The sequence below is a fragment of the Bacteroides sp. genome (assembly GCF_052357945.1).
Classification (GTDB): Bacteria; Bacteroidota; Bacteroidia; order Bacteroidales; family Bacteroidaceae; genus Bacteroides.
In genome coordinates this window covers 1-13,953 of the sequence record NZ_DAWCXD010000128.1, presented here as the reverse complement: position 1 = coordinate 13,953, position 13,953 = coordinate 1, and the positions used below count along the sequence as shown (strand labels likewise).

9 protein-coding genes and 1 pseudogene are annotated in these 13,953 nt (G+C 42.2%); 8 read left to right on the top strand and 2 right to left on the bottom strand.

Annotated features, from left to right (window positions below; genetic code table 11):
- The 8 genes and pseudogenes from ACT8YW_RS18045 to ACT8YW_RS18010 form a co-directional block, all read left to right on the top strand.
- Positions 1–352, top strand: a pseudogene (locus ACT8YW_RS18045) (C2 family cysteine protease); the annotation flags it as partial.
- Positions 353–377: 25 nt separating this feature from the next.
- Entirely contained in the window at positions 378–1,616 is a 1,239-nt protein-coding gene (locus tag ACT8YW_RS18040; protein WP_444106575.1) for a hypothetical protein, read from the top strand.
- 186 nt (positions 1,617–1,802) lie between these two features.
- Entirely contained in the window at positions 1,803–4,088 is a 2,286-nt protein-coding gene (locus ACT8YW_RS18035; protein WP_444106573.1) for a GH92 family glycosyl hydrolase, read from the top strand.
- Positions 4,089–4,094: 6 nt separating this feature from the next.
- On the top strand, positions 4,095–6,440 hold the full coding sequence (locus ACT8YW_RS18030) for a GH92 family glycosyl hydrolase (protein WP_444106571.1): 2,346 nt from the start codon (positions 4,095–4,097) through the stop codon (positions 6,438–6,440).
- A gap of 12 nt (positions 6,441–6,452) precedes the next feature.
- Positions 6,453–7,250, top strand: a complete 798-nt coding sequence (locus ACT8YW_RS18025; protein ID WP_444106570.1) for a basic secretory family protein — start codon at positions 6,453–6,455, stop codon at positions 7,248–7,250.
- Between the two features lie 9 nt (positions 7,251–7,259).
- Positions 7,260–9,593 carry a GH92 family glycosyl hydrolase gene (locus tag ACT8YW_RS18020; RefSeq protein WP_444106568.1) on the top strand — a complete coding sequence of 778 codons (2,334 nt, stop codon included), beginning with the start codon at positions 7,260–7,262 and terminating at the stop codon, positions 9,591–9,593.
- Positions 9,594–9,654: 61 nt separating this feature from the next.
- Positions 9,655–11,601 (top strand): glycoside hydrolase family 97 protein, encoded by a 1,947-nt coding sequence (locus ACT8YW_RS18015; RefSeq protein ID WP_009000323.1) that lies wholly within the window; start codon positions 9,655–9,657, stop codon positions 11,599–11,601.
- Between the two features lie 59 nt (positions 11,602–11,660).
- On the top strand, positions 11,661–12,203 hold the full coding sequence (locus ACT8YW_RS18010) for a glutathione peroxidase (protein ID WP_009000324.1): 543 nt from the start codon (positions 11,661–11,663) through the stop codon (positions 12,201–12,203).
- On the opposite strand, the gene ACT8YW_RS18005 is transcribed toward ACT8YW_RS18010, so the two are convergent.
- The gene (locus ACT8YW_RS18005) at positions 12,181–12,699 is read right to left on the bottom strand and encodes an NUDIX hydrolase (RefSeq protein WP_009000325.1); all 519 of its coding nucleotides are present in this window, start codon (positions 12,697–12,699) and stop codon (positions 12,181–12,183) included. The genes ACT8YW_RS18010 and ACT8YW_RS18005 overlap by 23 nt on opposite strands.
- A gap of 46 nt (positions 12,700–12,745) precedes the next feature.
- Positions 12,746–13,953 (bottom strand): S-adenosylmethionine:tRNA ribosyltransferase-isomerase (locus ACT8YW_RS18000; RefSeq protein ID WP_444106565.1); only part of this gene is annotated, 1,208 nt, incomplete at its 5' end.

Here is a 13,953-nt window from a genome sequence, read left to right as displayed (position 1 = left end):
AGATAGTGTAGGTTTTGTTGCAGGTGCATTAATTTCTGAAGAATTTCAATGTGCTGTAGAGGTGTCGCTTAAACAAGGTCGATTGGTTATTGGTGGTTTTACAAGAAGTGGTGAACAAGTGGATGAAAACTGGCAGACGACTAGTGGACATGCGTTTACCTTTATTTTACCGGACGATGACTCTCATCTATTCAAGATGCGTAATCCTTGGGGAGGCACTACTGACGGTGTGATGAAAGTGAAAAATGACAACCGGATTCCGCCGATGATTGACTTACGTATTTGTGCCCCGGGAGCAGCCAAAAACTATGGGGTGGGACCGGACTTGGGAGGATATATCCCTAATTTTTAATTTCAAATCTTAAAAGAAGAATATCATGAAGAAATTGACTTATATAATGTTGTCGTTGTGCTGCTTTGCTCTTTATAGTTGCGGCATGACGGAACCTTGGAAAGACTGGGAGAATGAAGGTAATATGAGTGAAGACCGCCTGCGTCCTTCGGAAGTGAAAGATTTGTTATGTACAGCAGGAGGATGGAAAATGGCTTATGAAGGAGTTACTTTCTATTTCCAATTTAGTGAGGACGGAGCAGTGACTTCGGATTCAGATGAAAGTTTGCTGAAGAATGCAGTTGAAACTGATTATTCTTTGGATTTTGAAGGTGAAAAGGTTGTTTTACTTACGTTGCAGAATGGAGGTATGTTGCAATATTTAGGAGAAAATCAGGAAAACACATTTGTCATTACGGGATATTCAGATTCTCAGATTACTGCAACGGGACAAGCGAATGGTAAAATGATGATTCTGAATTCGGTAACTACTGCGGATCTGCAACAAGCCAAGGAGAGAAAACGGTTGGCTATTATTGCTTACAATAAAGCTCAATCCATGGAAATACTTAAGACGGATTTGAGTAATGGATTACTTCGTAATGCGTCAACCAATCAGTTTGCAGCACATTATGCGATGTCTTGTGATGAAAATGACAATTGGAAGATTAAAATCTCATTGCTGGATGGCAAAATATTGAAGCATACAGAATATGCTATGACAATTAATACTACCAATGATGAGAAAGCTATATTAAGTATTGATGGTTTAACTGTGAATGGTGTGGCTGTTGGAGCACTTTATTATAAATATGATACAGGAGATTTGAGCACGGATAATCCAGCCTTTAAGGTGGATTTGAATAAAAGCTCTGATATGCTGAAAACATATACAAGTTCTTGGAAAACACATATTGTCGATAGAAATAATATTTGTGATAAATTGACTGGATTGCTTACGCAAATAGAGTTTGACGACCGCTCTCCAAGGAATATTATAGTTTGCCCGGGTGAGACAGGTGCTGGTAAATGGCATTATGTAGGTTTTGTGATAAATGCTACAGCCAATGATGCAACCGGTTGTGTTTATCTTGAAAATACGGGAATTAATTATATTCTTGGAAGTTATGGTGATGATGCAGAAGTTGTACGATCAATCCCGATCTATAGTGCTTTCTTGGATTTCTGTTTTTCGGATAAGGGTGTTTGGATGTACGAAGATTCTGATTCATATTTTTATGTAATTAGTCCGGTTTCTGATGAATGGTTTAGAATGAAGATATAAAGTGAAATAACTATTTTTTGAATCAAGCAAGAAAGTAAGAAGTACAACTTTTCTTTCTTGCTTGTGCTTTCTGTTCTCGACAAATCATTTTATCATGATAGTTTTGGCTAAAGAATACCTAACTTTGCTGGCAGAAACGACGAAATAAATATATTCAACTAATTATAATAGCTTAATTCGCAAACCATGAATAAAAAGAACCTATTGTCTCTTGGAACTGCCCTATTACTGGGTACTTCTTTTCTTTTTGCCCAAAAAGAACCTGTGGACTACGTCAATCCCTTGATGGGAACCGACTCTAAAATCTCGTTGTCCAATGGAAATACCTATCCCGCCATCGCATTGCCGTGGGGTATGAATTTCTGGATGCCGCAGACCGGCAAGATGGGTGATGGCTGGGCCTATACCTACGCTTCGGATAAAATCCGTGGCTTCAAGCAAACCCACCAGCCCAGTCCCTGGATCAATGATTACGGCCAGTTTTCAATTATGCCGATGACCGGGCAATTAAAAATAGACCAGGAACAGCGCGCCTCTTGGTTCTCTCATAAAGCAGAGAAGGCAACTCCTTATTATTACAGTGTTTATCTGTCAGAATATAATCTGACAACGGAAATTGCTCCGACCGAACGTTGTGCTTATTTCCGTTTTACTTTTCCCGAAACGAAAGATGCTTATGTGGTCATAGATGCTTTTGATCGTGGCTCCTATGTCAAAGTGATTCCCGAAGAAAATAAGATCATCGGATATACAACACGCAACAGTGGAGGGGTACCCCAAAACTTTAAGAACTATTTCGTGATAGAGTTCGATAAACCTTTCACCTTCAATAAAGTATGGGCAGATTACCATCTGGTAGAAAAACACCTGGAATTACAATCCAATCATGTAGGAGCGGCTATCGGTTTTGCAACGAAGAAGGGCGAACAGGTACATGCCAGAGTAGCTTCTTCTTTTATAAGCCCGGAACAGGCGGAACTTAACCTGAAAGAGATCGGTAAAAAGACATTTGAACAGACTAAAGAAGTGGGGCGTAAGGCTTGGAACGACGTACTGGGACGTATCAGAATAGAGGATAATGATGAGAACCGTATGCGTACATTCTATTCCTGCCTGTATCGTTCCGTACTTTTCCCCCGTATGTTCCATGAGGTGAATGCCAAGGGAGAAACAGTACATTACAGCCCTTACAATGGTGAAATCCGCCCGGGCTATATGTTTACCGATACCGGATTCTGGGATACCTTCCGTTGCCTGTTCCCGTTTGTCAATCTGGTGTATCCTTCCATGGGCGAGAAAATGCAGGAGGGATTACTCAATACCTATCTTGAAAGTGGCTTCTTTCCCGAATGGGCAAGTCCGGGACATAGAGGCTGTATGGTTGGCAATAATTCTGCTTCTGTAGTAGCGGATGCTTTTATGAAGAATGTCACTAAAGCGGATGCCGAAAAAATGTATGAAGGACTATTGAAAGGTGCCAATAGTGTGCACCCGCGAGTTTCGACTACCGGACGTCGCGGATATGAGTATTACAATAAACTGGGATATGTGCCTTATGATGTGAAAATCAATGAGAGTGCCGCCCGCACATTGGAGTATGCATACGATGACTGGTGCATCTACCGTATGGGTGAGAAGTTGGGACGCCCCGCAGAAGAACTGGAACTTTATAAGAAGAGAAGTCAGAACTACCGTAACCTGTTTGATCCGGAAACGAAACTGATGCGTGGCAAAAATTCCGACGGAACTTTCCAGACACCTTTCAATCCGTTTAAGTGGGGAGATGCCTTTACCGAAGGAAACAGCTGGCATTATACCTGGTCTGTCTTCCACGATCCGCAGGGACTTATTGATCTGATGGGCGGTAAGAAAATGTTTGTGAGCATGCTCGATTCGGTATTCAATCTTCCTCCGGTATTTGATGATAGTTATTACGGTGGAGTGATCCATGAAATCCGGGAGATGGAAATAGCTGATATGGGCAATTATGCACATGGCAATCAACCGATCCAGCACATGATTTACCTGTATAATTATGCCGGCGAACCCTGGAAAGCACAATACTGGCTGCGTGAGGTAATGACCCGGTTGTACTTTGCCACTCCGGATGGATATTGTGGTGACGAGGATAACGGCCAGACTTCCGCCTGGTATGTATTTACGGCCTTGGGTTTCTATCCGGTATGTCCGGGTAGCAATGAATATGTGATGGGAGCTCCTTATTTCAAGAAAGCAACCATTACCCTGGAGAATGGCAGGAAGCTTGAAATTTCTGCTCCTAAGAATAGTGATGAGAACCGTTATATCCGTTCATTGAACTATAATGGAAAGAACTATACGAAGAATTATCTGAATCATTTTGATTTATTGAAAGGCGGGCGCCTGTTGTTCGAAATGGATAATAAACCAAATAAGGGAAGAGGTGTGAATGAATCTGATTATCCATACTCTTTCTCTCTCGACAAAAAGTAAATAGATATGTACGGTATAAAGAAGAAAATAGGGATAATAGCTGTGGCGGCGATTGCAATGTCGTTCGCCATGGCTCAACAGCCGGTAGATTATGTGAATCCGATCATCGGAACGAATGGTATGGGACATACTTTTCCTGGTGCCTGCACACCTTTCGGGTGGGTGCAACTAAGTCCGGACACAGACACAATTCCACATAACATAAATGGGGCTTATCAGAAGAACGCTTATGAATATTGCGCTGGTTATCAGTATCGGGACAAGACGATTGTCGGCTTCAGCCATACGCATCTTAGCGGAACGGGTCATTCGGATTTAGGTGATATCCTGTTGATGCCTGCCGTAGGAGAATTGAAGCTCAATTGTGGCAGGGCGGATCATCCGGATGAGGGCTACCGTTCCCGTTTCAGCCATGCTACGGAAAAGTCTACTCCCGGATATTATGAAGTGATGCTCGATGATTATGGCATAAAGGCACAGTTGACTGCTACGCAACGGGTAGGAGTCCATAAGTACACTTTCCCTAAAGGCAAAGACGGTCATCTTATCCTTGACCTGGTTCATGGTATATACAACTATGACGGCAAAGTGCTCTGGGCCAACTTGCGGGTAGAGAATGATACGTTATTGACAGGCTATCGCATCACAAACGGATGGGCGAGAACCAACTATACTTATTTCGCTATTTCTTTGTCGCAACCTATCAGAGACTATGGCTATAAGGATAAAGAAAAGGTGCTTTACAATGGCTTCTGGCGTCGCTTCAATATGGACAAGAACTTCCCGGAGATTACGGGACGTAAGATTGTAGCCTATTTTAATTTCGATACAGCTCAAGAACCGGAACTGGTGGTAAAAGTAGCACTTTCTGCTGTCAGCACCGAGGGAGCTGTTAAAAATCTGCGCGCCGAAGCTTCCGGAAAGAGCTTTGAACAGCTGGCTGAAGCAGCCCGTACAGACTGGAATAATGAACTGGACCATTTTGAAGTGGAAGGAACTGCCGATCAGAAAGCAATGCTTTACACTTCACTTTATCATACGATGATTAATCCGTCTGTCTATATGGATGTGGATGGATCTTATCGTGGTCTGGATCATAATATTCATCAGGCGAAAGGCTTCACCAATCATACCATATTCTCGCTCTGGGATACATACCGTGCAGAACATCCGTTTCTGAATTTGGTAAAACCTGAACGAAATTCGGACATGGTGGAGTCAATGATAAAGCATGAGCAGCAGAGTGTGCACGGAATGCTGCCTGTCTGGAGTATGATGGGGAATGAGAACTGGTGTATGAGCGGATATCATGCCGTATCAGTGTTGGCGGATGCCATTACTAAAGGAGTCTTCTCCAATGTTGATGAGGCTTTGGCTGCCATGGTAAGCACTTCTACCGTACCTTATTATGAAGGAGTAGCAGATTACATGAAGCTGGGTTATATCCCATTGGATAAGAGCGGTACAGCCGCTTCCTCCACATTGGAATATGCTTACGATGACTGGACCATCTATCAGACTGCCTTGAAATCCGGTAAAAAGGATATTGCGGAAACCTATCGGAAGCGTGCCTTGAATTACCGTAATATCTATGATACTACAATTGGTTTTGCCCGTCCCCGTTATAGCGACGGTTCATTCAAGAAAGATTTCGATGAATTGCAAACCTATGGTGAGGGCTTTATTGAGGGAAATTCCTGGAACTTCTCTTTCCACGTGCCGCATGACGTATTTGGGATGATGGACTTGATGGGAGGAGAAAGGGCCTTCGTCGATAAACTGGATAAACTGTTCTCCATGCATTTGCCGGAGAAATATTACGAGCATAATGAGGATATTACGGCAGAATGTCTGGTTGGCGGGTATGTGCATGGCAATGAACCGAGTCATCATGTCCCTTATCTCTATGCCTGGACCTCCGAACCGTGGAAGACACAGTACTGGCTGCGTGAAATCCTGAATAAAATGTATAAGAACGATATCAACGGTTTGGGTGGTAATGACGATTGCGGACAGATGTCTGCATGGTATCTTTTCTCGGTGATGGGGTTCTATCCGGTTTGTCCGGGAACGGATCAATATGTATTGGGAGCGCCGTATCTGCCTTATCTGAAGTTGAAGCTTCCCAATGGAAATACGTTGGAGATTAAGGCTCCCGGTGTCAGCGATAAGAAACGTTATGTACAGTCGTTGAAACTGAATGGAAAAATCTATGATAAGATGTACCTCACGCATGAAGATATACTGAAAGGCGGGGTACTTGAGTTTAAGATGTCTGCATCACCGAATAAGCGCCGTGGTTTATCGGCAGAAGATAAACCATATTCACTAACTAATGGAATTAATAAATAATAGAGTAAAGATATGAAAAAGAGACATTTGATCTATGTAGCCTGCCTGTTGGTAGCTATGGGGGCTTGTTCAGCAACCTCAAAAGAACGCACTAAAATAACGCCTGATGCATGGGGGAAATATAATGTAGGAACCATTTTATTCGAGGATAAAGCACCGGAAACGAAGGGCTCGGATATTTATCACCGGATTATCCCTGATGCGGAATCGTATATCAAAGCCCAGGCGCGTGAAGTATTGGCTACGCTTTACAATTCTCCGGAGGATAGTATTCCTACGGTAAATAAAATACATTATACGTTGGAAGACATTGAAGGTGTTTCTGCCAAAGGTGGTGGTAATGGAGATGTTACAATTTTCTATAGCACACGGCATATTGAGAAGTCATTTGCTGCCAATGATACGGCAAAATTGTTTTTTGAGACTCGCGGAGTACTCTTGCATGAGTTGACACATGCTTATCAGTTGGAACCGCAAGGTGTTGGCTCATACGGTACTAATCGGGTGTTCTGGGCGTTTATTGAGGGTATGGCAGATGCGGTGCGTGTGGCAAATGGTGGTTTTGACGGTCCTAACGCACGTCCGAAAGGCGGGAACTATATGGACGGGTATCGTACAGCGGGTTATTTTTTCGTTTGGTTGCGTGATAATAAAGACCCGGAGTTTTTGCGTAAATTCAATCGTAGTACGTTAGAGGTGATTCCCTGGTCGTTTGACGGAGCGATCAAGCATATTTTAGGGAATGAATATAATATTGATGAACTGTGGCACGAGTATCAGGTAGCTGTGGGAGATATACAAGCACAATAAAGAATAAATATGATCTGTAGATTTGGTAAAAAGAGATTGTTTTTGGTTTGGTCGTGTCTGGTGAGTGTCTTGCCGGGCATGGCTCAAACCGAGAAACTGATTGATTATGTGAATCCGTTTGTTGGGACAGATGGTTATGGGAATGTTTATCCGGGTGCACAAATTCCTTTCGGAGGAATTCAGATGAGCCCGGACACAGATAGTAAATACTATGACGCAGCCTCCGGTTACAAATATAATCATTCTACTCTGCTGGGATTCAGTCTGACTCACTTAAGTGGGACGGGCATACCTGATTTGGGAGACTTTCTGTTCATTCCTGGAATTGGAGAAATGAAGCTGGACCCGGGTACTCGTGAGGAACCGGAGAAGGGATATCGTTCTCGCTATTCACATGAGAAGGAATGGGCTTCTCCCAATTATTATGCTGTGGAATTGACGGATTGTGGAGTGAAAGCTGAAATGACGTCAGGAGTGCGCAGTGGGATGTTTCGTTTTACTTATCCACAGTCGGAGAAAGCATTTATCATGATTGATATGAACCACACTTTGTGGCAATCTTGTGAATGGGCGAATCTACGGATGGAAAATGATTCCACTATTACCGGTTATAAATTGGTGAAAGGTTGGGGACCTGAACGGCATGTCTATTTTACGGCTACTTTCTCAAAGAAGTTAACCGGACTGCGTTTTATGCAGGATAAGAAACCGGTGATTTACAATACTTCCCGGTTCCGTAGTAGTTATGAGACTTGGGGAAAGAATCTAATGGCTTGTATTTCTTTCGAAACGAAAGCCGGAGAGGAAGTGATTGTGAAAACGGCTATTTCGTCAGTCAGTACCAATGGAGCAAAGAATAATATGAATGAGCTCGCCGGACTGACTTTTAATGACTTGAAAGCGAAAGGGGAAGCTCTTTGGGAAAAGGAACTGGGAAAATATACGCTTACCGCTGATCGTAAAACGAAAAGAACTTTTTATACGTCAGCTTATCATGCTGCTTTGCACCCGTTCATCTTTCAGGATGCGGACGGTCAGTTTCGTGGCTTGGATAAGAATATAGAGAAAGCAGAGGGCTTTACTAATTATACGGTCTTCTCTCTTTGGGATACGTATCGTGCTCTGCATCCCTGGTTCAATTTGGTTCAGCAGGAAGTGAATGCGAATATTGCCAATTCAATGCTGGCACATTATGACAAGAGTGTGGAGAAAATGCTTCCTATCTGGTCTTTCTATGGAAATGAAACCTGGTGTATGATTGGTTATCATGCTGTTTCCGTACTGGCAGACATGATTGTGAAAGGAGTGAAAGGCTTCGACTACGAACGTGCGTACGAAGCCATGAAGACCACAGCGATGAATCCGAATTATGACTGTCTGCCGGAGTATCGCGCCATGGGATATGTCCCTTTTGATAAAGAGGCGGAATCGGTGTCGAAAACGTTGGAATATGCTTATGATGATTATTGCATAGCACAGGCTGCTAAGGCTTTAGGTAAAGAAGATGATTATCGTTATTTCCTGAATCGTGCACTCTCTTATCAGACTCTGATTGACCCGGAAACGAAGTATATGCGTGGTAAGGACAGTAAGGGAAACTGGCGTACACCGTTTACTCCTGTAGCTTATCAAGGACCTGGTTCTGTGAATGGATGGGGAGATATAACAGAAGGTTTCACAGTTCAGTATACGTGGTACGTTCCTCAAGATGTACAAGGTTATATGAATGAAGCTGGTGAAGCTTGGTTCCGTAATCGACTGGATGAATTGTTCACTGTAGAATTGCCGGATGATATTCCGGGTGCACATGATATACAGGGACGCATTGGTGCTTATTGGCATGGCAATGAACCTTGCCATCATGTAGCGTATCTTTATAATTATCTGAAAGAACCTTGGAAGTGTCAGAAATGGGTTCGTACTATTGTTGACCGTTTCTATGGAGATACGCCGGATGCGTTAAGCGGAAATGATGATTGCGGACAGATGTCGGCTTGGTATATGTTTAACTGTATCGGTTTTTATCCGGTTACTCCATCGAGTAATGTGTATAATGTCGGTTCTCCTTGTGTGGAAGCGATAACGGTTCGGATGAGTAATGGAAAATCTATTGAAATGGTAGCGGATAATTGGTCACCGAAGAATGTGTATGTGAAGGAATTGTATGTCAATGGTAAGAAGTATGATAAATCTTATTTGAGATATGAAGATATACGTGATGGCGTGAAGTTACGTTTTGTGATGAGCGGTAAACCGAATTATAAACGTGCGGTATCGGATGAGGCGGTGGCTCCATCGTTATCTTTTCCAGGAAAAACAATGAGGTTTCAATACGAACTTTAAACATAATCTTTATCTTTGTATAAAGGCTTTCAGATAATATGGTATAACATAAAATAAAAAAATGAGAAAGTATTTATTGCTATCAATGTTCCTGTGTTTGGTATCGCTACTTCATGCCCAGAACAAGTTTGAGTTAGTTTCTCCTAATGGAGAAATAAAAGTGTCATTCAATCTCTCGGATAAAATCTATTATAATATAGATTATAATGGAGAAGTATTGTTGAAAGACAACTTTCTTCAGTTGATTCTGAAGAATCAAGTGTTGGGGCAGAATCCTAAGTTGCGTCGTCAGAAGCGTACGAGTATCGACGAACAATTGACTCCTGTGGTACCTTTGAAATATTCGAAAGTCAATAATCGTTATAATCAATTGCTACTGACTTTCAAAGACTATTCAGTAGAGTTCCGTGCCTTTGATGATGGAATTGCTTATCGGTTCATAACTTCGCAAAAAGGGGACGTTGAAGTGATGGGTGAGGAATTTGCAATCAACTTCCCATCGGATTATCTGCTTCATTTGCAACAACCGGGAGGTTTCAAAACTTCTTGTGAAGAACCTTATACACATATTCAGAGTAATACGTGGAAGCCGGAAGATAAAATGGCTATTTTACCGGCTTTGATCGATACAAAAAAAGACTACAAGATATTAATCAGTGAATCGGACCTAACCGATTATCCATGTATGTTTCTCAAAGGAACAGGTGCGAATGGAATAGTTTCTACTTTCCCTAAAACTCCGCTTGCTTTTGCGGAAGATGGAGACCGCAGTCTGAAAATCACTGAAGAAGCAGATTATATTGCCAAGACAAAAGGAACGAGAAATTATCCTTGGCGCTACTTTGTGATAAGTAAGAATGATAAGCAGTTGATTGAAAACACAATGACTTATCGGCTTGCTGAAAAGAATCAACTTCAGGACGTTTCATGGATAAAACCGGGGCAGGTAAGCTGGGAATGGTGGAACGATGCCTCTCCTTACGGACCCGATGTGAATTTTGTTTCCGGCTATAATCTGGAAACTTACAAGTATTATATCGACTTTGCTTCCAAATTCGGCATTCCTTATATTATTATGGACGAAGGTTGGGCCAAAAGTACTCGTGACCCTTACACACCGAACCCCAAAGTTAATTTGCATGAACTAATTCGTTATGGCAAAGAAAAGAATGTAGGGATTGTGCTCTGGCTGACATGGTTGACTGTGGAAAACAATTTTGACCTGTTCAAGACTTTCAATGAATGGGGAGTGAAAGGACTTAAAATTGATTTTATGGATAGAAGTGACCAGTGGATGGTCAACTATTACGAACGGGTAGCCCGAGAAGCGGCTAAACATAATTTATTTGTCGATTTTCATGGTTCTTTCAAACCGGCCGGATTAGAATATAAATATCCGAATGTGCTCTCTTACGAAGGAGTGCGAGGTATGGAAAATATGGGAGGTTGCTATCCGGATAACAGTCTGTATTTACCGTTTATGCGTAATGCTGTTGGACCGATGGATTATACTCCCGGAGCAATGATTAGTATGCAACCTAATGTGTATAGATCAGAACGTCCGAATTCTGCCAGTATCGGAACACGGGCTTATCAGCTGGCATTATTTGTGGTTTTCGAAAGCGGTCTACAGATGTTGGCGGATAATCCGACTCTTTATTATCGTAATGAAGATTGTACCCGCTTCATCACACAAGTTCCTGTAACTTGGGATGAGACAGTGGCATTGGAAGCTAAAGCGGGTGAATATGTAATTGTGGCGAAACGCAAAGGTGATAAGTGGTTCATAGGAGGAATGACCAACAATGGTGAAAGGGAACGTGAATTTACTATCAAACTGGATTTTCTGAATAAAGATCGTTCTTATCAGATGACATCTTTTGAAGATGGTATCAATGCAGGACGTCAGGCGATGGATTATCGTTGTAAGTCGTCGCAGGTGAAAGCCGGAGAACAGTTGACCGTGAAGATGGTCAGAAACGGAGGTTTTGCAGCTATCATAGAATAACAGAACATTTCTTCACATTGGTTCGTTTATTATAGAAACAAACTAAATGTATATTCACCATGAAAACATTCGTCTTGATGATGGTAAGTCTGTTGTTTGCTGTTTCTTTGGAAGCGCAGAACAAGTCTTTTTATGATTTTACAGTGAAAACGATTGATGGCAAAGACTTTCCTCTTTCTTCATTGAAAGGTAAGAAAGTGCTTGTGGTCAACGTGGCTTCTAAGTGCGGACTGACGCCACAGTATGCTCAACTGGAGAAACTGTATGAGAAATATAAAGATAAAGACTTTGTAATAATCGGTTTCCCGGCAAATAACTTTATGGGGCAGGAGCCTGGAAGTAATGAGGAAATAGCTCAATTCTGTTCTTTGAATTACGATGTGACTTTCCCGATGATGGCTAAGATTTCCGTCAAAGGGAAAGAAATTGCTCCCCTTTATCAATGGCTGACAGAGAAGAAACTGAATGGTAAAGAAGATGCGTCGGTTCAGTGGAATTTCCAGAAATTCATGATTGATGAGAACGGAAACTGGGTGGGCTTTGCCTCTCCCAAAGAAAGTCCGTTCTCTGAAAAGATCGTTACTTGGATAGAGAAGGAATAAGAGAGACTTTCTGCAATTCGCTTTCGAAATTGGGAGTGAAGATCCCCTTTCCTAAGTTTTCTTTTATTTCTTCAATGGTCCAGAATCGTCCTCCATCCAGTTCTTCACTGGGATGGATTTCTCCATCGTAAACAGTCTTGTGAACAAAGACAAGCTCTTTTTCACGTTCGGACTCGAAAATATAATTAGTAAGTAGTTCAGGAATAAAGTCCGTGATGCCTAATTCTTCACGGACTTCTCTCTTTAGAGCGATTTCTACGCTTTCGCCCAAGTCGATATGTCCGCCTACGGCTGTATCCCATTTCCCCGGTTGGATGTCTTTCCATTCAGGACGTTTTTGCAGATACAACTCTCCACGGGTATTGAAAATATGAAGATGGACTACCGGGTGAAGTAGTTTGCTGCCACTATGACATTCTCCACGAGTGGCCGCTCCGGTGATATTCCCCTGCTCATCTACGACGGGGAACATTTCTTGGTTATTATCGCTTAGCATGGTACTTTTTTATTTGGTGAACTGAATTCCTTTGGATGCAGAATATTTATGGCATTAATAAGGAAGAATCTCCATAACTTAAGAATCGGAAATCATGTGCTAAAGCATAATCATAAATCGCACGCCAGTTTCCTTTAACAAAAGCTGAAACTAATAACAACAGAGTACTTTGTGGCTGATGAAAGTTAGTAACCATCGCTTTTACTATCTTGTACTGATATCCAGGAGCTATGATAATTTGTGTACTGGTATGGAGAGCTTCGAGTCCATTTCTATCAAGATAGCCCAATATCTTTTGGAGAGCAACTACCGGAGGGATCTGATCGTATTTCTCATAGGGCTGCCACTGTTTGACGTGCAGTTCTTCTTCCGTAGCATCCGGATGATCTGATAAAATAACTCCAATGTGATACAAGCTTTCGAGAGTGCGTACAGAGGTGGTTCCTACAGCAATGGCACAGCCATCATGATCGATTAGTTTCTTAATCGTGCCCCGGTTGACCGATATATATTCTGTGTGCATCTCATGACCTTCGATCTCTTCACTTTTTACAGGTTTGAATGTTCCGGCTCCTACATGTAATGTTAACTCTTCAAGATCGATACCTTTCTCCTGCAGTGCATCTAATACTCGCGGAGTGAAATGTAAACCGGCCGTAGGTGCAGCTACCGAACCTTTAATCTTAGAGTAAACGGTCTGATAAGTTTCCTTATCACTTTCTTCCGTATCCCGGTTTAAGTAAGGAGGAATAGGAAGTTCTCCGAATACTTCAAGAATATCGGCAAATGTCACTTCCGGATTATCCCATGAGAAATCTACCCAATGACTGGTTCCTTTACATTCTCCTCTGACGGCAGTCAATGTGATCGGAAATCCTTTGACGGTCATTTCGCGCTTTAACTCTCCGTCTTTCCATTTTTTCAGGTTGCCGATCATGCAAAGCCAAGCGGCATGTTCTGTCTGTTGGAAGTTCAATGCATAATCATTCGGCTGAATCGGTTCAAGGCAGAATACTTCAATCAGTGCCCCTGTTTCTTTCCGGAAATGAAGACGTGCCTGAATGACTTTCGTATTATTGAATATCATTAGACTACCTTGTGGAAGATACTCCGGTAAGGAGGTGAATATGTCTTCACTGACTTCTCCACGGCGATATATTAAGAGTTTGGACTGGTCGCGGGTAGGCAACGGGAATTTTGCAATACGTTCATCCGGAAGAGGATAACTGTATTCACTGATATGGATATGTCTAG

What these genes read in the sequence shown, in the direction of transcription:
- ACT8YW_RS18040 (WP_444106575.1), top strand. Translation starts at nt 378, where the DNA reads ATGAAGAAATTGACTTATATAATGTTGTCGTTGTGCTGCTTTGCTCTT.
- ACT8YW_RS18035 (WP_444106573.1), top strand. Translation starts at nt 1,803, where the DNA reads ATGAATAAAAAGAACCTATTGTCTCTTGGAACTGCCCTATTACTGGGT.
- ACT8YW_RS18030 (WP_444106571.1), top strand. Translation starts at nt 4,095, where the DNA reads ATGTACGGTATAAAGAAGAAAATAGGGATAATAGCTGTGGCGGCGATT.
- ACT8YW_RS18025 (WP_444106570.1), top strand. Translation starts at nt 6,453, where the DNA reads ATGAAAAAGAGACATTTGATCTATGTAGCCTGCCTGTTGGTAGCTATG.
- ACT8YW_RS18020 (WP_444106568.1), top strand. Translation starts at nt 7,260, where the DNA reads ATGATCTGTAGATTTGGTAAAAAGAGATTGTTTTTGGTTTGGTCGTGT.
- ACT8YW_RS18015 (WP_009000323.1), top strand. Translation starts at nt 9,655, where the DNA reads ATGAGAAAGTATTTATTGCTATCAATGTTCCTGTGTTTGGTATCGCTA.
- ACT8YW_RS18010 (WP_009000324.1), top strand. Translation starts at nt 11,661, where the DNA reads ATGAAAACATTCGTCTTGATGATGGTAAGTCTGTTGTTTGCTGTTTCT.
- ACT8YW_RS18005 (WP_009000325.1), bottom strand. Translation starts at nt 12,699, where the DNA reads ATGCTAAGCGATAATAACCAAGAAATGTTCCCCGTCGTAGATGAGCAG.